18 protein-coding genes are annotated in these 18,583 nt (G+C 65.9%); 13 read left to right on the top strand and 5 right to left on the bottom strand.

Going from position 1 to position 18,583, the window contains the following annotated elements; genetic code table 11:
* Window positions 1–243: 243 nt before the first annotated feature.
* The 3 genes from gatC to gatB are packed head-to-tail and all read left to right on the top strand — an operon-like array spanning window position 244 to window position 3,510.
* Window positions 244–543, top strand: a complete 300-nt coding sequence (gene gatC / locus HNP55_RS05855; protein ID WP_184297151.1) for an Asp-tRNA(Asn)/Glu-tRNA(Gln) amidotransferase subunit GatC — start codon at window positions 244–246, stop codon at window positions 541–543.
* The gene (gene gatA, locus HNP55_RS05860; RefSeq protein WP_184297153.1) at window positions 543–2,054 is read left to right on the top strand and encodes an Asp-tRNA(Asn)/Glu-tRNA(Gln) amidotransferase subunit GatA; all 1,512 of its coding nucleotides are present in this window, start codon (window positions 543–545) and stop codon (window positions 2,052–2,054) included. Before gatC ends, gatA begins: the two co-directional genes overlap by 1 nt.
* A 4-nt stretch (window positions 2,055–2,058) precedes the next feature.
* Window positions 2,059–3,510, top strand: coding sequence for an Asp-tRNA(Asn)/Glu-tRNA(Gln) amidotransferase subunit GatB (gatB, locus tag HNP55_RS05865; protein ID WP_184297155.1), 1,452 nt, complete (start codon window positions 2,059–2,061; stop codon window positions 3,508–3,510).
* Here the strand turns inward: gatB and HNP55_RS05870 are convergent, their stop codons facing one another.
* Both HNP55_RS05870 and pyrE read right to left on the bottom strand, forming a co-directional pair.
* The gene (locus HNP55_RS05870; RefSeq protein ID WP_246448214.1) at window positions 3,511–4,269 is read right to left on the bottom strand and encodes a hypothetical protein; all 759 of its coding nucleotides are present in this window, start codon (window positions 4,267–4,269) and stop codon (window positions 3,511–3,513) included.
* Window positions 4,269–4,949: an orotate phosphoribosyltransferase gene (gene pyrE / locus HNP55_RS05875; protein ID WP_184297157.1), complete on the bottom strand. Its 681-nt coding sequence runs from the start codon at window positions 4,947–4,949 to the stop codon at window positions 4,269–4,271. Before pyrE ends, HNP55_RS05870 begins: the two co-directional genes overlap by 1 nt.
* 244 nt (window positions 4,950–5,193) lie before the next feature.
* Between pyrE and HNP55_RS05880 the strand changes: the two genes are divergently transcribed.
* The 7 genes from HNP55_RS05880 to HNP55_RS05910 are packed head-to-tail and all read left to right on the top strand — an operon-like array spanning window position 5,194 to window position 11,333.
* Window positions 5,194–7,299, top strand: coding sequence for a TonB-dependent receptor plug domain-containing protein (locus HNP55_RS05880; RefSeq protein WP_184297159.1), 2,106 nt, complete (start codon window positions 5,194–5,196; stop codon window positions 7,297–7,299).
* Window positions 7,300–7,324: 25 nt separating this feature from the next.
* Complete coding sequence (locus HNP55_RS05885; protein WP_348648676.1) at window positions 7,325–7,768, top strand: TlpA disulfide reductase family protein; 444 nt, start codon at window positions 7,325–7,327, stop codon at window positions 7,766–7,768.
* Window positions 7,765–8,289 carry a DUF2796 domain-containing protein gene (locus HNP55_RS05890; protein ID WP_184297163.1) on the top strand — a complete coding sequence of 175 codons (525 nt, stop codon included), beginning with the start codon at window positions 7,765–7,767 and terminating at the stop codon, window positions 8,287–8,289. The genes HNP55_RS05885 and HNP55_RS05890 overlap by 4 nt, the downstream gene beginning before the upstream one ends.
* Window positions 8,286–8,981, top strand: coding sequence for an ATP-binding cassette domain-containing protein (locus HNP55_RS05895; RefSeq protein ID WP_184297165.1), 696 nt, complete (start codon window positions 8,286–8,288; stop codon window positions 8,979–8,981). Before HNP55_RS05890 ends, HNP55_RS05895 begins: the two co-directional genes overlap by 4 nt.
* Window positions 8,978–10,240, top strand: a complete 1,263-nt coding sequence (locus HNP55_RS05900) for an ABC transporter permease (protein WP_184297167.1) — start codon at window positions 8,978–8,980, stop codon at window positions 10,238–10,240. Before HNP55_RS05895 ends, HNP55_RS05900 begins: the two co-directional genes overlap by 4 nt.
* Window positions 10,241–10,243: 3 nt before the next feature.
* A complete protein-coding gene (locus HNP55_RS05905) occupies window positions 10,244–10,804 on the top strand; it encodes a DUF3299 domain-containing protein (RefSeq protein WP_184297169.1) in 561 nt (186 codons plus the stop codon).
* The gene (locus tag HNP55_RS05910) at window positions 10,785–11,333 is read left to right on the top strand and encodes a DUF3299 domain-containing protein (protein ID WP_184297171.1); all 549 of its coding nucleotides are present in this window, start codon (window positions 10,785–10,787) and stop codon (window positions 11,331–11,333) included. Before HNP55_RS05905 ends, HNP55_RS05910 begins: the two co-directional genes overlap by 20 nt.
* A 9-nt stretch (window positions 11,334–11,342) precedes the next feature.
* On the opposite strand, the gene HNP55_RS05915 is transcribed toward HNP55_RS05910, so the two are convergent.
* Entirely contained in the window at window positions 11,343–13,589 is a 2,247-nt protein-coding gene (locus tag HNP55_RS05915) for a TonB-dependent receptor (protein WP_184297173.1), read from the bottom strand.
* A gap of 295 nt (window positions 13,590–13,884) precedes the next feature.
* Between HNP55_RS05915 and HNP55_RS05920 the strand changes: the two genes are divergently transcribed.
* On the top strand, window positions 13,885–14,685 hold the full coding sequence (locus HNP55_RS05920) for an exodeoxyribonuclease III (protein WP_184297175.1): 801 nt from the start codon (window positions 13,885–13,887) through the stop codon (window positions 14,683–14,685).
* 199 nt (window positions 14,686–14,884) lie between these two features.
* Here the strand turns inward: HNP55_RS05920 and HNP55_RS05925 are convergent, their stop codons facing one another.
* Window positions 14,885–15,754, bottom strand: coding sequence for a class I SAM-dependent methyltransferase (locus HNP55_RS05925; RefSeq protein ID WP_184297177.1), 870 nt, complete (start codon window positions 15,752–15,754; stop codon window positions 14,885–14,887).
* A gap of 82 nt (window positions 15,755–15,836) precedes the next feature.
* On the opposite strand from HNP55_RS05925, the gene HNP55_RS05930 reads away from it, so the two are divergent.
* Window positions 15,837–16,268, top strand: coding sequence for a helix-turn-helix domain-containing protein (locus HNP55_RS05930; protein WP_184297179.1), 432 nt, complete (start codon window positions 15,837–15,839; stop codon window positions 16,266–16,268).
* A gap of 323 nt (window positions 16,269–16,591) precedes the next feature.
* Window positions 16,592–17,011 carry a nucleoside diphosphate kinase regulator gene (gene rnk / locus HNP55_RS05935; RefSeq protein WP_184297181.1) on the top strand — a complete coding sequence of 140 codons (420 nt, stop codon included), beginning with the start codon at window positions 16,592–16,594 and terminating at the stop codon, window positions 17,009–17,011.
* A 296-nt stretch (window positions 17,012–17,307) separates the two neighbouring features.
* On the opposite strand, the gene HNP55_RS05940 is transcribed toward rnk, so the two are convergent.
* Window positions 17,308–18,456, bottom strand: coding sequence for an HD-GYP domain-containing protein (locus HNP55_RS05940; protein ID WP_184297183.1), 1,149 nt, complete (start codon window positions 18,454–18,456; stop codon window positions 17,308–17,310).
* Window positions 18,457–18,583 lie beyond the last annotated feature (127 nt).

Genomic DNA, 18,583 nt, shown 5'->3' on the forward strand with positions numbered 1-18,583 from the left:
TCGGCTGCACCTGGGACGGCATTCACAGATTGTTTCAACAGTCATCTCCAGATGTGCGACGAGGCTGCGGGTCCCAGAAGGACATGCAGCCCCGGTGCCATGGAGATAAGCGGAGATAATAACTGATCACCCCTTAAATTCTCTACCGCACGGGCCATATGTTTGCCACTGGCTCAGCATTCTTCGCACGCCTCTGTGCGTGATGACTGCCCCGTGTTTTGCAACCTCGGAATCGCATTGCCCATGGCACTGACCTCTCAAGACGTAAGCCGCATCGCCCATCTGGCGCGGCTGGACCTGCAGGCTGCTGAAAGCAGCGAGATGCTGACCCAGCTGAACGGGTTTTTCAAGATCGTGGAGCAGATGAGCGCCGTCGACACCCGCGGTGTCGAGCCCCTGTACACGCCGCTGTCGGCGGTGCAGGAGGTGGCCCTGCGCCTGCGCGAGGACGTCGTCACCGAAGGCAATCAGCGCGAGCTCAATCAGCGCAGCGCTCCGGCGGTGGAAGACGGTCTGTTCCTGGTTCCAAAGGTCATCGAATAATGACAACGACAACAGCTTCTTTGCACGATTTGGGCGTGGCCGATTTGGGCCGCGCGTTGGCCGCCAAGCGCGTGTCCAGCTTTGAGGTGACACAACATCTGCTCGCTCGTGCTAGCTCGCAGGCAGCGCTGGGTTGCTTTCTGCATGTGGACGAGTCCCTGGCTCTGGCCGCGGCCCGGGCGGCCGATGAGCGCCGCGCCGCCGGTGAGTTAGGTGCAATGGGCGGCGCCCTGCTCGGCGTGCCCCTGGCCCACAAGGACATCTTCGTCACGCAAGACATGCCCACCACGGCCGGCTCCAAGATCCTGGCCAATTACCAAAGCCCCTTCGACGCCACCGTGGTGGCACGCCTGAAGCAGGCCGGTACGGTGAGCCTGGGCAAGCTCAATTGCGACGAGTTCGCCATGGGCTCGGCCAATGCCAACTCGGCCTTCAAGCCGGTGCTCAACCCCTGGGACCAGGAGCGCGTGCCCGGCGGTTCCTCCGGCGGCTCGGCCGCCGCCGTGGCGGCCCGCCTGGTGCCCGCCGTCACCGGCACCGACACCGGTGGCTCCATCCGCCAACCCGCCAGCTTCACCGGCATCACCGGCATCAAGCCCACCTACGGCGTCTGCTCGCGCTTCGGCATGATCGCTTTTGCCTCCAGCCTGGACCAGGCCGGCCCGATGGCCCGCTCGGCCGAGGACTGCGCCCTGCTGCTCTCCGCCATGAGCGGCTTTGACGAGCGCGATGCCACCAGCATCCAGCAGCCGCCGCAGGACTTCCATGCCCAGATGCTGCAGGCCCGCGAGGGCGCGACGGCGGCGCAGCCGCTGAAAGGCCTGCGCATCGGTCTGCCGCGCGAGTTCTTCCCCGCGGCCTTGTCGGCCGATGTGGCCGGGGCCGTGCGCCAGGGCCTGGCCGAGCTGGAAAAGCTGGGCGCCACCCTGGTGGATGTGAGCCTGCCCCGCACCGAGCTGGCCATCCCCGTCTACTACATCATCGCCCCGGCCGAGGCCAGCTCGAATCTGAGCCGCTTCGACGGCGTCAAGTTCGGCCACCGTGCGGCCCAGTTTGATGACCTGCTGGACATGTACAAAAAGACCCGCGCCGAAGGCTTCGGTCCCGAGGTCAAGCGCCGCATCATGATTGGCAGCTACGTGCTGTCTCACGGTTATTACGACGCCTACTATCTGCAGGCGCAAAAGCTGCGCCGCATGATTGCCGACGACTTCCAGCAGGCCTTCCAGCAGTGCGATCTGATCGCCGGCCCGGTGGCGCCCACCGTGGCCTGGAAGCATGGCGAGGGCAAGGACGACCCGGTCAAGGCCTATCTGGCCGACATCTTCACCCTGCCCGGTTCGCTGGCCGGCCTGCCCGGCATGAGTGTGCCGGTGGGTTTGGGCGAGGGCGGCATGCCCGTCGGCATTCAGCTGCTGGGCAATTATTTCAAGGAAGGCCAACTGCTGCATGCCGCCCACGCGCTGCAGCAAGCCACCGACTGGCACCGCGCCGCTCCCGCAGGAATCTAAGCACATGGCATCTAGCAAACTGATCCGTGGCTACGAGGTCGTGATCGGCCTGGAAAACCACGTCCAACTCTCCACCGTCTCCAAGATCTTCAGCGGCTCTTCCACCGCCTTCGGCGCCGAGCCCAACACGCAAGCCTCGCCGGTGGATCTGGCCCTGCCCGGCACGCTGCCGGTGCTGAACCGGGGCGCCGTCGAGCGCGCCATCCGCTTCGGTCTGGCCGTGGGGGCCAAGGTGGCGCCGCTGTCCATCTTCGCGCGCAAGAACTATTTCTACCCCGATCTGCCCAAGGGCTACCAGATCAGCCAGTTCGAGATCCCGGTGGTGCAGGGCGGCCAGGTGGAGTTCTTTGTCGGCGATGTGAAGCACAGCGTCAAGCTGACCCGTGCCCATCTGGAAGAGGATGCTGGCAAGAGCCTGCACGAGGACTATCACGGCCAGTCGGGCATAGACCTGAACCGTGCCGGCACGCCGTTGCTGGAAATCGTTAGCGAGCCCGATATGCGCAGCGGCGCCGAGGCCTGCGAATACGCCAAGACCTTGCACGCCCTGGTGATGTGGCTGGGCATTTGCGACGGCAATATGCAGGAAGGCAGCTTCCGCTGCGATGTCAACGTCTCGGTGCGCAAACCCGGCGCGCCCTACGGTACGCGGCGTGAGATCAAGAATCTGAACAGCTTCCGCAATCTGCTGCAGGCGGTGGACTACGAGGTGAACTGGCAGATCGACGAGATCGAGGACGGCCGCAGCATCCAGCAAGCCACCGTGCTCTTCAACCCCGACACCGGCGAGACCCGCGCGATGCGCAGCAAGGAAGACTCGGCCGATTACCGCTACTTCCCCGACCCCGATCTGCCGCCCCTGGTGATCGCGCCGGAATGGGTGGAGCGGGTGCGCCGCGAGATGCCCGAGCTGCCGGCCGTGATGGCGGCGCGCTTCGAGACGGTGGACGGCCTGCCCGCCTACGATGCCGCCTTGATGACGCAAAGTCTGGCCACGGCGCGCTTTTACGAAGCCGCCCGCGATGTCTGCAAGGCGCCCAAGCTGGTCGCCAACTGGCTGCAGGGCGAGTTCTCGCGCCGCTTGAATGCGGAGGAACGCAGCATCGAAACCAGCCCGGTCCCGGCGCAGACCCTGGCCGCGCTGATCGGCCGCATCCAGGACGGCAGCATCTCCAACAACGCCGCCCGCCAAGTTTTTGAGGCGCTGTGGACCGGCGAAGGCCAGGATGTGGACGCCCTGATCGAGGCCAAAGGGCTCAAGCAGATGAGCGACACCGGCGAGCTGGAGCGCATCCTCGACGAGGTGCTGGCCGCCAACGCCAAATCGGTGGAGGAGTTCCGTGCCGGCAAGGACAAGGCCTTCAACGCCCTGGTCGGCCAGGCCATGAAGGCGAGCAAGGGCAAGGCCAATCCGGCCGCCGTGGGCGAGCTGCTGAGGAAGAAGCTGGAGGGCTGATCAGCGCTTGCCGTCCGGCGCGGCTTCGTCCGCGTCGGCGTCGAGCTTGCTAACACCCAGGCTGCCCGGTGCTGCGCCGGCCCACAGGCGCTTGAGTCTGGAGAGCTCCGCGTCGTAGCGGCTGTTGATGCGCACCAGCTCGGCCTTCTGGTTTTCGATCAGCTGCTGCTGGGCTTCGACGGCCGCGTCGTTCGCGTCCATCTGCTGCTTGAGCTTGGCCGGCAGGGCCCGGCCCTTGTAGAACTCGGCCTCGTCCAGCAAGGGCTTGCGCTCCTGGGCCAGCTCCTGGATGCGCCGCTCGGAGGCTTGCATGGCCTTGTGGGTGTCGTCCAAGGCGGCGCTGCGGGCGCTGTTGTGCGTGGCTTCGCTCGGAAAACGCTGCATCAAATTGCGGTCGCGCCGCACCGCGTCCAACTGGGCGGCGCGCTCGGCCGCGCGCTTGCGCTCACGGACCTCCTGGGCGGCCCGCTCCTCCGGCGACATGGCCGGGGGCAGGGTGGCACGGTGCGAGCCGTCGGCGTTGAGGATGCGCTGCTCGCGCGTGCTGCATTCGGCGATGGGGCGGTCCGAGGTCAGGCGGCGCCCATCCAGCGTGGTGCAGGTGTAGATATTGGTCTTGGGTGCTGGCGGCTGGGCCAGGCCCTGGTTTGCGGACAGGCTGGTGAAGGCGCAAAACAGCAGCGCTGGGCCGGGCAGGACGCGGCGTCGCGGTGTGCTGTTTACGTCTTCAAGAATCCTGTTGCGCAGTGGCTGGAGCATCAGACCCCGTATTTGTCCCGATAAGCCTGGACGGCGTCGGCATAGGCCTTGACCGAACTATCGTCCGCTGAACGCAGATACTGAAGCAGATCGGCCAATCCGGCAATCGCGATCACCGGCATTTGTAGTTGTTGCGTGACGTATTGCACCGCCGAGTGTGGCAAATCCACCCCGTTCTCGGCCGCTTTCTCTTGCCGGTCCAGGGCGATGGTGACGCCGCAGGGCGTGGCGCCGGCGGCTTGGATCATGGCGATGGACTCGCGCACCGAGGTGCCGGCGGAGATCACATCGTCGATGATCAGCACCCGGCCCTGCACCGGCGCACCCACCAGGGTGCCGCCTTCGCCATGGTCCTTGGCTTCCTTGCGGTTGTAGGCGAATGGTTTGTTATGTCCCAGGCGGGCCAGCTCGATGGACAGGGCGGCGGCCAGGGTGATGCCCTTGTAGGCGGGGCCGAAAATCATGTCGAACTGCAGGCCGGAGGCGATCAGGCGCTGGGCGTAGAACTTGGCCAGGGCACCCAGCTTGGCGCCGTCGTCGAACAGGCCGGCATTGAAAAAGTAGGGGCTCAGGCGGCCGGCCTTGGTCTTGAACTCACCAAAACGCAGCACGCCGGCTTGCACCGCAAAAGCCACAAATTCCTGGGCGAGTTGATCGGGGGTGTGGGTGGCTTGGGTCATGGTGTGGGTGTGGGTGTCTGTTGTTGACAGGATTGTAGGGTTGCAAAAAAACCGGCGGGTAGGCCTTCCAGCCCTCGGGCGGCCTGCAGGACGGCGCTGCGAAGGCGGGTGCGAATGGCGATGCATGGGCGAGCGGCTGCGGGTTTGCCTGGGTTAGTATTGATAATCAATTATCATTAACGGCGAAATGCGTCGGCAGCAGCCTAGCGCCTACCCCACGCAAACGCCAACCCGACCCCTCCGCATGAAGTCTCCCGCCCTCCCTCTGCTTACCCTCGCCCTGTGCAGCGCCTTCGGCGTCCAGGCTCAGGAAACCAGCGTCCTGCCCAAGGTCACCGTACAGTCCAGTCAAGGCGTGATGCGCCCGGGCGCCTTGCGCAGCGACCTGGTCAAGACCGAAACCCTGTCGGAAACCGTCATCGAGCGCAGCGGCGCCACCAATATCAACGAGGCCCTGGACAAGAACCCCGGCATCAGCGTGCAGGTGGAATGCTCGATCTGCAATGTGCGCAATGTCTTGCTCAACAACCTGCCCGGTCGCTACACCACCTTGCTGATTGACGGCGTGCCGATCTATTCATCGGTCTCCAGCGCCTACGGGCTGGACAGCATCAATGTGCACGGCGTGGAGCGCATCGATGTGGCACGCGGCGCCGGCGCCAGCCTGATTGCGCCCGAGGCCCTGGCCGGCACGGTCAACATCGTCAGCAAGCGCCCCAAGGCCAACGAGACCGCCCTGCGCCTGCAACTGGGCAACTTCGGTTCGCGCCAGGGTGATGCCTTTGTGGCGCGTGCCTTCGACGGCGGCGCCCTCACCGCCACCCTCAACTACAACAAGCATGACGCCGTGGATGGCGATGGCAACGGCATCTCCGAGTACACGGGCTTTGACCGCAAGATGGGCGGCCTGGGCTTTTTTGTCGATGACGTGGGCGGCTTCAAGCTGCGCGGCCGGCTCGATCTGGTGAACGAGAAACGCAGCGGCGGCGTGCTGGGCGACGATTACGCCGCCATCAAGGCCAGCGTCAAGGGCAACCCCTTTGACTGGTCGAAAGGCGCACAGGGCTCGCCCTCCAAGGCCGGCTGGATCAAGCCGGCCGACGGCAGCTTGCTGGCCTATGACGATGGCCGCGGCGGTTTCTCCGAGATCATCTTCACCGACCGCGTGCAGTTCCTGGGCACGGCCGAAAAGCAGTTCGGCGACAGCCGCCTGCGCCTGGCCTTCGGTGCGGCCCAGCACAAGCAGGACAGCTATTACGAGCTGTCCACCTATATCGGCGAGCAAAAGCAGTATTACGGCGAGGCCAGTTGGCAGACCCTGGTGGGCGAGTGGACCCTGACGGGCGGCGCCAACTACCGCTTCGAGGACTTGAAGAGCCACGGCAGCACGGCCGACGGCAGCCCCGTCATCGGCATCGACGACTACAAGTACAAGACCCCGGCCGTGTTTGCGCAGGCCTACCGCACGTTTTTTGACGATGCGCTGGAATTGAACGCCTCGGTGCGCTATGACCGCCACAACATCTTCGGCGGCATCAGCTCGCCGCGCATCAACGCGCTCTACCACCACACGCCCCAGCTCTCCAGCCGCTTCAGCGCGGGCCGTGGCTTCCGGGCGCCGACCAGCTTCTTCGAGCAAGACCACGGCATCCTCGACACCTTGTACATCGTGCGCGAGATCGACCGCCCCGAGATCTCCACCAACTTCAGCTACGCGCTCAGCCACGCCAGCGACCGCCTGGCGGTGACGGGCTCCTACAACTACAACCGCATCAGCAACTTCGCCCTGCTGGATTCGGGCCAGGTGGATGCCAGTGGCCGGCCCTACACCTTGTTCACCAGCGCCGACAAGCCTGTCACCGTGCAGGGGCTGGACGTGAATATGTCTTATCTGCTGACCCCGGCCTTGACGGTGGCGGCGGCCGGCGAGCTGTTCCATTACAAGTTTCCGCCCGGCACCCTGGTCTTTGCGCGCCCCCAGGCCAAGGCCTATCTGAGCATGGACTACGAGCAAGGCCCGCTGGACATCACGGCCAAGCTGGTCTGGACCGGCCCCATGAACTTGCGCAAATTCCACGCCGACGACAGCGGCGTGCAAGAGCGCTACAACTTCGACGGCAGCCGCAAGCGCGACAAGAGCCCTGGCTTTGTCACCCTGGACGTGCGCGGCGAGTACGCCGTGAGCAAGATCGTGTCGCTGTATGCCGGGGCGGACAATCTGACCGACTACAAGCAGTCGGACAAGGAAAGCTCCTTGTTCGTCGATGCCGAAGGTGCACCCGATGTGACGCATCTGTGGGGCCCCAACCGCGGGCGTTACGTCTATGCCGGCGTCAAGCTCAGCTTCTAAGCTGGCGGCTGCGCTGCTGTTGGCGGTGCAACCGGCGCTGGCCTGGGATTTCACCCTGGCCGACCTGGCGGGTGAGCGCTTTGTCACGCTCAGCCGCATCCAGGGCCCGGTGCTGGTGAACTTCTGGGGCCGTGACTGCCCGCCCTGCGTGGCCGAGCTGCCGCGTCTGCAAGCTTTTGCGCAAGCCAACCCGCAGTGGACGGTCTTGCTGGTCAGCACCGATGGGCCCTTGGACGCCCAGCGCTTTCTAGCGCAGCGCGGCATTACCCTCAAAGCACTGCGCGGCGGCCTGGCCGTCGGCGGCCTGATGCGTGCGGCCGGCAACCGCTGGGCCGGCCTGCCCTACAGCGCGGCGGTGCAGGGCGGTGCGCTCTGCCGCCGTCATCTGGGTGAGTTGCACGAGGCCTCGTTGCAAGCGCTGACCCAAACCGCCTGCGACGCAACTCAGATTCACGGAATACCCTTGTGAAAATCCACCTCCATTTCGTCGCCCTCTTCGCCCTGGCCGCCGCCCTGCCGGCCTGGGCCCATGTTCATCAACACGGCGTCGCCCGGCTCGACGTGGCGCTGGAGGGCCAGACCCTGACATTGCAGCTGAACATCCCGATGGACAGCCTGCTGGGCTACGAGCGCCGCCCTCGCACGGTGGCCGAGCGCGAGGCCGCCGCCGCCGTGCTGGCAGGCCTGGACCCCGGCTCGGCGCTCTGGCAGCCTAACCCCGAGGCTCAGTGCGGCCTGGTCAAGACCACGCTGGTGGCGCCGTTGCTGCAAAGTCCCGCCCAGCCCGGCGTCAAGGACGCCGAGCATGCCGACCTGGACGGCAGCTGGGAATTCCGCTGCGCCCAAGCGGACCAACTCAGCAGCATCGAGCTGGGCCTGTTCGACGCGTTCAAGCGCCTGCAACGCCTCCAGGTGCAGGTGGCAGGGCCCAAGGGCCAGATCAAACGAGAGCTGAAGCGGCCGAACAAGCTGCTGAATTTGACCCGGTGACGAACACCCCCTTGCTGAGCCTGCAGGATCTGCGCTTTCGCTGGCCCCGGGCCGAGCATGACTGCCTGACCATCCCCCACTTCGAGCTGCACGCCGGCGAGACGCTGTTTTTGCGCGGCCCCAGCGGCGCGGGCAAGAGCACCTTGCTGTCCCTGCTGGCGGGCGTGCTGACGGCCAGCCAAGGCCAGGTCAGCCTGCTGGGCCAGGACTGGCGCAAGCTGGGCACCGCCCGGCGCGACCGCCACCGGGCCGACCACGTGGGCTATATCTTCCAGCAGTTCAATCTGCTGCCCTACCGCTCGGCCTTGGACAATGTGCTGCTGCCCTGCGGCTTCTCGGCCCGGCGCCGCGAGCGTGCCGGCCAGCCCCGCGAAGCCGCCCAGGCCTTGCTGGCGCGCATGGGCTTGTCCGCGCAGGACTGGCAGCGCAAGGCCAGCGAGTTGTCGGTGGGTCAACAGCAGCGTGTGGCGGCGGCGCGTGCGCTGATCGGTGCGCCCGAGTTGGTGATTGCCGACGAGCCCACCTCGGCCATGGACGAAGCCCTGCGCGACGCCTTCATGACGCTTTTGCTGGAAGCCTGCGCGGCGGCCGGCAGCGCCCTGCTGTTTGTCAGCCACGATGCGCGGCTGGCCTCGGCCTTTCAGCGCCAGCTCGACCTGGCTGCCATCAACGAAGCAAAGGCCGGCCTATGAAAGCCTTGTTCGCACTGGCCGCGCAAAGCGCCTGGAACCGCCGCTTTGTGCTCTCGCTGGTGATGCTGTCGATCGCCCTGTCCACCCTGCTGTTGCTGGGCATCGAGCGCCTGCGCAGCGATGTGCGCGAGAGTTTTTCGCAATCGGTCTCGGGCGCCGATCTGATCGTGGGGGCGCGCACCGGCCCCGTGCAACTGCTGCTTTACTCGGTGTTCCGCATCGGCAACGCCACCCACAATATCCGCTGGTCCAGCGTCGAGACGCTGGCCAAGCATCCTGCCGTGGACTGGGTGATCCCGATCTCGCTGGGCGACTCGCATCGCGGCTATGCCGTGGTGGCCACCAGCGGCAACTATTTCCAGCATTTCAGCTATGGCGAGCGGCAGCCGCTGCGGCTGGCCCAGGGCCGGCCTTTCGAGGCGGTGTTCGATGTGGTGCTGGGGGCCGAGGTGGCGCAAACGCTGGGCTACCGGCTGGGCGAGCGCATCGTGCTCAGCCATGGCGACGGCGCCTTGGTGGGCAATGACCATGCCGACAAACCCTTTACCGTGGTGGGCGTGCTGGCTGCCACCGGCACGCCGGTGGACCGCTCGGTCCACATCAGCCTGGCCGGCATGGAGGCCATCCACCTGGACTGGCTGGCCGGCGCGCCCCTGCCGGGCATGGCGTTCAGCGCCGAGCAAGCGCTCCAGCATGACCTGACCCCCAAGCAGGTGAGCGCCGTGCTGGTGGGGCTGAAGCAGCGCACGGCGGTGTTCTCGGTGCAGCGCTGGGTGGCAGGCTACCAGGCCGAGCCTTTGCTGGCCGTGCTGCCCGGCGTGGTGCTGGATGAGTTGTGGGGCTTGGTCGGTATCGGTGAGCGCGGTCTGCTGGCCGTGAGCGCGCTGGTGTCTGTCGTCAGCCTGGTGGGCCTGGTGGCCGTGGTGCTGGCCGGCCTGAACGAGCGGCGGCGCGAGCTGGCCATTCTGCGGGCCGTGGGCGCCGGGCCGCGCCATGTGCTGGCCTTGCTGGCGCTGGAGGGCGGCTTGGTCACCCTGTGCGGCGTCTTGCTGGGTGTCCTGACCTGCGCCGTGCTGATTTGGAGTTTGGGCGGCTGGGTGCAATCGCACTACGGCCTGACGCTGCGACTGCAATGGCCCGGCGCGGCGGAGTGGCAGCTGCTGGGCTTGCTGCTGGGTGCGGGCTGGTTGGCCAGCTTGCTGCCGGGCTGGCGGGCCTACCGGCTGGCGCTGGCCGATGGCCTGTCGCCCAGGGTGTGAGGCATGCGCTGGCTGGCCCTGATCCCGCTAGTGCTGCTCGTTTTGCTGGCGGCGGCCTACTGGCACCGTGACGCCTTGCCCGAGCAGAAGCAGGCCCTGGGCCGCGATGATCCTGCCCTGGCGCTCCTGCCGTGGGCCGAGCTGGTCCCGCCCGCCTTGCGGGCGCAACAGCCCAGGCCGGACCCCAAGCACAAGCATGTGGGCGAAAGCGCCGGGCTTGGCGGTGAATGGCGACTTGCGACAAAGGCGGCCCGCAGCCTGGCCCCGACGCGGCCCGAACTGGACGGTCAGGTCGTCAAGCTGCGTGGATATGTCGTGCCCCTGACGATGAGCTGGGGCGGCATGCGCGAATTTCTGCTCGTGCCCTATGCGGGCGCTTGCATCCACACGCCGCCGCCGCCGTCCAACCAGATCGTTCACATCGTCGCGGCCGAGCAGGTCAAGGGCTTGCGGTCCATGGATGTCGTCACGGTCAGCGGGCGCCTGCGGGTGCTGAACCTGGCCAGCGATGTCGCGGCCAGCGGCTATCAACTGGAGGCCAACCATGTGGCGCCCAATCGCTAAACAATTCTCTGCACTCTCGGCCGCCGGGGCGGCCGTCGTCTGCCTGCTGCTGCCGCCACCCGCCGCCGCTCAAGGCGGGATCGACCGTTGGGAGGCTCTGGTGCCGCAGGGCTGGAACCCCTACGCCAAGTTCGGCGTGCTGGAGCTGGGCCGCCTGCAAGACGGCAGCCCCGAGGCGAACGAGATGATGCAGCAACTGCGTGAAACCCTGGACGCGGCGCCGACCCGGCCCGAACTCGAAGGCCGGCCCGTGCGTCTGCCGGGTTATGTGGTGCCCTTGCAGACGGGCAAGGCAGGCCTGAGCGAGTTCCTGCTGGTGCCTTACTTCGGCGCCTGCATCCACACACCGCCGCCGCCCGCCAACCAGATCGTCTACGTGCGCCTGGCCGAGGGCCAGGCGCTGGCCAAGACGCTGCGCAGCATGAGCACCGTGCGCGTCAGCGGCCGGCTGACCCTGGCGCGCCAGGGTTCGGCTTCGGGCGAGAGCGGTTACCGCATCGACGGCGCCAGGATTGAGGCCTACCGCTGAAAAACGGCTTTAGAAAATGACCTTGAACTGCGCGCCGAAGGTGCGCGGGTCATTGATGAAGCCGGTCAGATTGTTGAAGTCGATGGCGCCGGTGACGCGTTTCTGGTCGGTGATATTGCGCACAAAGCCGGCGGCCTCGTACTTGCCATTGCCCCAGACATAGCCCACGCGCAGGCCGCCCTCGGTCAGGGGCTTGCCGGTGAATTCCACCGACTCGTAGAGGAAGAAGTTGACGGCGCTGCGGTAGGCCCAGTCGGTGTAGATGTAGAACTCATTGCCGGCCGCGGTGGGGATGGTGTAACGGGCGGTGAGGTTGCCGATCCACTGAGGTGCTTGGGCCAGCGAGTTGCCATCGATCAACACCGTGTCCGAGAACTTGAAAGCCCCTGGGTTCTTGGGCACGGTGATCGGGTCACGCAAGGTGCAAGAGGCGCCACAAGCCTCGACCTGCAAGTTGCCGTCCTTGATCTTGGTGTTGTTGTAGCTGCCGCCCAGGGTCAGCAGCAGATGGTCGATGGGCAAGAGCTCCAGATTGAACTCGACGCCCTGGCCGTTCACCTTCTTGGCATTGATCAGGCGGTTGGCATTGTTGCCGCCGCCCACGGCGGTGAATTGCTGGTTCTTCACCTCGTAATTGAACAAGGCGGCCGACAAACGTGCTCGGCGGTCCCACAGATCCGCCTTCAGGCCCAATTCATAGGAGATCACATCTTCGGGGCCGGCAAAGGACTGCGGATTGAATTCAGCCGCTGGCTGGATGGACGAAGCCCGGAATCCGGTGGCCACCCGCGCATAGACATTGGTGTCCTTGTTCAGCGCGTAAGTCGCGGAGGCATCCCAGTTCCACTTCGCGTCATCGGTGCTCAGGCTGAGGCCATTACCGGCCTGGATGCGTTGGGGGTCGGTGGTTTGGGTGGACAGTTCTTTCTTGTCCTTGGTGTAGCGCAGGCCGGCGCGCAGCTTGAGTTCCTTGCTCAGCTCGTAGTTGATCGAGCCGAACGTCGCCCAGGCCTTGTTGGTTTGGTGGGTGCTGGTGGTCAGCGGGGTGATGTAGTCCTGGGCCACGGCGGTGTAGCGTTCATCGAAGAGGTAGACACCGGCTTGCCAGCGCAGCGGGCCGCTGGTATTGGACTCCAGGCGCAGCTCTTGCGACAGCTGGCGGTGGCCGTCCAAGGCGTCCGAAGTTTCCACCGGGAAGCCGGCCTCGCCCGGGCCTTGCGGGAATTTGTAGACCGAGCCGCCGTCAATGTCACCGCGGCTGAAGGGTTTGACCGTCTCAATGCCGGTGATGGCATGCACGGTGAACTCCGGCAGGGCCCATTTCAGCTTCATCGAGCCGCCGGTCTGGGTCAGGGTTTGCTTGTTGACGCCATCCAGCGAGACTTTGGCCGGGTCAAAGCCGTCGATCAGCTCATTGCTGCCGGGCTTGATGATGCTGGCGCGGAACAGGCGCGGGCTGCCGTCCAGATCGCGGTGGTGCAGATTGAACAAGGCGCTGAATGTCTGGCTCGGCTCATACAAGGCTTGCAGGCGCACGGCGCTGTCACGATAGCCCTCGGTCTCCTGGGTCGGCCCCTTGGGGTTGGTGTTCTTGACCCAGTTGTCGCGGTGTTGGGTTTGCGCGGAAATGCGCGCCGACCAGTCGCCGCTCAAGGGCAGATTGGCGGCACCCTCCAAGCTGTAGCTGCCGTAGCTGCCGTAGCTGGCGCTGATGTAGGCGTCCTGCTTTTTGCTGGGCCGAACCGAGTCGAACTTGACCACGCCGGCCGGTGTGTTGCGGCCGAACAAAGTGCCTTGCGGGCCGGCCAGCACTTCTACATTGCGTTGGTCGAACACCGGGAAGCCCTTGAGGATAGGGTTCTCCTGCACCACATCGTCAAACAGCACTGAAACCGGCTGCGACGCATTGAGGCGGAAGTCGGTATTGCCGTAGCCGCGGATGTAGAAGCGCGGGTAGGCTCGACCGAAGGAGGACTCGATGTTCAAGCTGGGCACCCGGCCCGACAGAAACCGTACATCCTGGCCACCAGAAGCCAGCACGTCGAGTTTTTCGCCAGAGAGGGTGGAGACGGCGATCGGCACATCCTTGATGTTCTCAACCCGGCGCTCGGCCGTGATGACCACGGTTTCAAGCTGGGTCTTGTCGGCCGACTTTTCCTGCGCAAGGGCTTGGGCTGCGGGCCAGGCGGTCAGGGCCAGGGCGACGGATAGCGCGATCTGGCGCGGGGCAATAGGCGATGATTGAAGCCTGCTCATATGGGTACTCCGGAGGGGCAGAAGGGATGGAAGCTGGGGTTTAGGGCGTCGGGCAAGCGCCGGCTGGAAGTGCGGTGGACGCTGACCGCAGGGCACTTGCCCGACAGGCTGTCGAATCTAGCAAGCCATGTGCCTGAAAGTCATCGCCGCGCCATAAAGCTGTGGATTGCCGCCCTTTCTGTTGTCTAAATGCAGCAGACCGGCCGGCATCCGCCCGCTTCACTGCTGCCAAAACCTGGCCGGGCCTGCTGCGATACTGGCCGCTCCTTTTGAACACCACCCGGTCACCACTCCTATGCGCTTCATCACCGCCAATCTGAACGGCATCCGCTCCGCCGCGACCAAGGGTTTTTTTGACTGGCTGCCACAGCAGCAGGCCGATGCCCTGGGCGTGCAGGAGGTCAAGGCCCAGGACGAGCATGTGGCCGGGGTTTTTTGCGAGTCGGGGCCGCTTAAAGGCCATTTCCACTACGCTCAGAAAAAGGGTTACTCGGGCGTGGGCCTCTACACCCGCGAGGAACCCAGTGAGCTCATCATCGGCATGGGCGTGGAGGAGTTTGACTTCGAGGGCCGCTATATCGAAAAGCGTTTCGACAAGCCCGGCCGCAAGCTCAGCCTGATCAGCTGCTACTTCCCCAGCGGCAGCAGCGGCCCCGAGCGGCAGGAGGCCAAGTACCGCTTTCTCGACGCCATGCGCCCGCATCTGGCCGCCCTCAAGGCCGAGCGTGAATTCATCCTGGTGGCCGACGTCAATATCGCCCACAAGGAAGCCGACCTGAAGAACTGGAAGGGCAATCTGAAGAACTCGGGTTTTCTGCCCGAGGAACGGGCCTGGCTGGATCAGCTCTTCGGCACGGCCAAGGGCCAGGGCGGCCTGGTCGACGTCTACCGCCAGCTGCACCCCGACACCACCGATGAGTGCTACACATGGTGGAGCAACCGCGGTGCGGCCTATGCCAAGAACGTGGGCTGGCGCCTGGACTACCACTTCGCCACGCCCAAGCTGGCCGCATTGGCCCAGCGTGCGGCCATCTACAAGGCCGAGAAATTCAGCGACCATGCGCCGCTGACGGTGGATTACGACTTCAAGCTCTGAGGCAGGGTTGGCGGGGTTGGCAGGGTTGATATGGCCCGCCTCAGGCCAGGCACTGCCGCAGCCATGCGCTGAGATACAAGCCCTGGCCGAACATCGCATGCGTGATCAGGTTTTGCAGCCGCGCCGCCAGACCCGCGCCCATGCCGAGGAAGCAGGTCGTGCATGTGAAACATGGATTTGGGCCCATCATGCCGCCCCGTCACTGTTCTTGCGCCGTCGGTGCGCGTGCGCTGATCTGCCAGCAGGCGGCCTTGAAACGCACCGTATCGCCGTGCACAAAGGGCTGGAAAGCGCCTCGCACATGCCGAATGATGGTCTCGCGCTGCAGGGTGTCCGGCTGCTGTTGCAGCCACAGCCCCAGCGGCCCCAGGCGCGACAGGTAGAGCGTCAAATCCCGCTCGGCAAATTCGCAGTCGACATCCAGGGGCTTGACTTGGACCTCCACCCAGCCGGCCTGTGCCAGCATGGCCCGGACCCAGCCGCCATCGGCAAAGGCGAACTGCCCGGGCGCGCCGGGCTGGCGGGCCGGTAGCTGGGGCAGCAGGCGGGCCGCCGCGCGCTCGGCCGTGCTCATGAAGGGGTTCTCGGCCATGCTGCGCCAGGCCTGCAGATGCAGCCGACCCGTGCCGGCCTTGGCGGCCTTGCGCAGGTTCTGAAAGGCTTGCACCGGGTCGTCAAAGAACATCACGCCGAAACGCGAGGTTAGCAGGTCGAAGTGATCTGGCTCAAACCGATGGCGTTGCGCATCGGCGCGAATGAAGGAGGCGGCCTGCAGACCCAGTTCGGCTTGCCGGGCTTGCGCCAGGGCCAGCATGGGGTCGGATACATCGACACCCAGGCATTGGCTCTGCGGGCCCAGCGCCTGCGCCAAGGCTAGGGTGCTGCTGCCGGTGCCGCAGCCGATGTCCAGCACGCGCCGGGCCGCTGCGGCCAAGGCCGCTTGCACCAGGCGCTCGGCAAAGGCCTGAAACATGGAGTCGAGCACGGCCTGTGCCGCCACCCAGGCCTGGCCGGCCGGGCCACGCCAGAGGGCGGTTTGGGGGCTCTCAAAAGGGCTTTCTGTGTTCATCGCGTCTTCCTTGTCTGGCCTCGAAGGAGGCCGGAACTACACTTTGCCAACTCAAGTCAGCTTGAAGTCAAGTGGGGTGGCGATGGAGATTTTGGACATCACGCAGGTGGTGCAGCGCAGCGGCCTGCCCGCGTCGACCTTGCGTTACTACGAAGAGAAAGGCCTGATCCGTTCCATCGGGCGGCAGGGCCTGCGGCGGCTGTTTGGCGCCGAGGTGCTGGAGCGGCTGGCCTTGATCGCGCTGGGCCGGGCGGCGGCTTTTTCGCTCGACGAGATCGCGCAGATGTTTGCCAGCGATGGCAAGGTGCATATCGACCGGGCCTTGTTGTTGAGCAAGGCGGAGGAACTGGAGCAGACGATACGCAAGCTGACCGCCCTGCGTGAGGGCTTGCGCCATGCCGCGGTCTGCGGCGCCGCCAGCCATCTGGAATGCCCCAGCTTTCGCCGCCTGATGCGTGCGGCCGCGCTCGGTGCCATCGCTGAGCGCCGGCCGCAAGGCAAGCGCAGAAAGTAGCGGTGCCGCATGCCGCCCAAGCGGCTCGCCCGAGCGGCTAGACTTGGGCCATGAGTTCCCGGCCCTCGCAAGCCCATCGCCGCCACCGCATCCACCGGCAATCGCCCGGGGACTTCTTGCGGCTGGCCGGGGTCCGCAGGCCCGCCATCGCCGCACATTCCTAAGCCCGGCCCCCCACTTCGCCCACTGAATCAGGCGCGCGCATCGGGGACGGCCGGGCCAGCCGCAACAAGCCGCGCTGCCGGGCAGCCGAGCACCCGCGCCTGCCTGCAAGCGCGGCGCCGGCCTCGCCCTCTCACAGGAATGAAAAAGGCTGCAAACTCATGCAAACCATCGCTGATGAAATGGCTGGGCGCACGCTCACCGAACTCGATCATGTCCGCCTCGAGGCGCTGCTGCGCCGTGGCGCCCACCTGGCCTCGCCGGCGCTGGTGAACCAGTTGCTGGACGATGCCGATCTGCTGCCCTCGCGCCAGATCGGCGCCGATGTGGTGACCATGAATTCACAAGTCCAGTTGGCCGATCCGCAGGACGGCGGTCGTCGCACGCTGACGCTGTGCTACCCGGCGGATGCCGATGCCGAGGCGGGCCGGGTGTCGGTGTTCTCGCCGCTGGGCGCGGCCCTGCTGGGCTGCCGCGTGGGCGATCTGGCGCGTTGGCAAACGCCTTATGGCGAGCCCTTGATGGCGCAGATCCTGGCCATCTTGTATCAACCGGAAGCCAGTGGGGACTACACCTTGTAGCCCTAAGAACGTGTTTACGATCCCAGCGGGGTCGCGCAAGCATCTTTTTGGGATGGGATGCAAGGCGCGTCACTGAGCCCATAGCCTGGCTATGGGCCAGGGGCGCAACACCGCAGGCCGCCCGAAAACGGAAGTTTCGCCGCAGGCAAAAGATGCTTGCCCTTCGGGTTGAGACGAAATCGGGCGATTTGCCCACCCATCCCCTTGCATGGGCTACAGCCCATGCTGCACGGCCTGGGCGGGCAACTCATCCCGATTGCGTCTCAACGCGGCCCCGCTGGGATCGTAAACACGTTCTAAGCCTCCGCGCTGATCAGGCTGACGACGCGCTCGTCCGTCAGCCGCATGGGCATGGACTGGGCCGAGAGCAGGGCCACCACCGCATGTTCGCCGCGCGCGCTGTCGCGCAGCAGCGGGCTGGGGCGGGACTCGCCGCGGTGATTGGTCAGCGTCGCCACCAGGGGGTGGTAGGCCTTGGCGCCGTTGCGCACCACCATGCCCAGCTCACCCGAGGCCAGCTTGACCATGCAGCCCGGCGGGAAGATGCCAAAGGCCTTGATCAGGGCCGCGGCCAGCGGGCTGGCTTCGGCCATCTGCAGGATCTCGCGGCCGGCCTGGTGGGCACTCATGGCCGGCCGGTGGGCGCGGTGGCTGAGGCGGGCGGTGTAGATGTCGGCAAAGCGCAGCAACTCGGCCAGCTCGCCAATGCTGGTGCAGCCGCTGGGGTAGCCCGAACCGTCGGGCTGCTCGTGATGCTGCAGCACGGCTTCCAACCAGTCTGCATCGTCGATGCCGGCCTCGCTGAGCAGGGCCACGCTGCGCTCGGGGTGCTCGCGTATGGCCTCGCGTTGGCGGGCCGTGGGCGGCGAGACCTGGGTGGCCAGGCGTGCCTGCAGGTCCAGCATGCCCAGATTCATGCTTAGCGCGGCCTGGAAGGCGCGGCGCTGCTCCATCGGGCTCCAGCCCAGATAGCGGGCCGTGGCCAGGCAGGCGGTGGCGGCGTGGATGGAGTGGTCAACGCCGTAATGCCCCGCGCCGCCCTCTGGCTGGCGCACCACCTGGGACAGGGCCACATCGGGGGCCAGGTCGATCAGCGCCAGCATCTGATCGGTGCTGGCATGCAAGGCCTCGGCCAGCCGGGCCGGCTCGGCGTTGAGGGCCAGTTGCACCTCGCGGCAGCTGCGCTCCCAGTCCTGCGGCAGGCGGGCCAGGCGCTGGGCGAGGCTGAGGACCCGGGGCGGCTGCTGTTGCTGCACCACGGCCTCGGCCAGCTCGTCCACCTCGACCAGGGCGCCGCGCCGCAGCAGCTCCTCCAGCTGGGCCGTGTCTTTGATGAACTGTCCGCGCGCCAGCAGGGGCTGGCGCTGGCTGTCGAACACATTGAAGTTCAGCGGCTCCCCCAGCCTGAGCTGGCTGATGATCGATGACAGCGAGCAAATCCGCATGAGGTCCCGTTTTTGATTTTTCTGCCTGCCGGAAAGCGGTGGGTGACGGCCTTCACTTCGGAGGCCTGGCTGCAAACTTGAGGCAAAAGCGGCTTGTGGCCGGCATGGGTGGGCGCTCTGCGCACCC

It is taken from the genome of Roseateles oligotrophus, from assembly GCF_014204525.1.
GTDB lineage: Bacteria > Pseudomonadota > Gammaproteobacteria > Burkholderiales > Burkholderiaceae_C > Paucibacter_A > Paucibacter_A oligotrophus_A.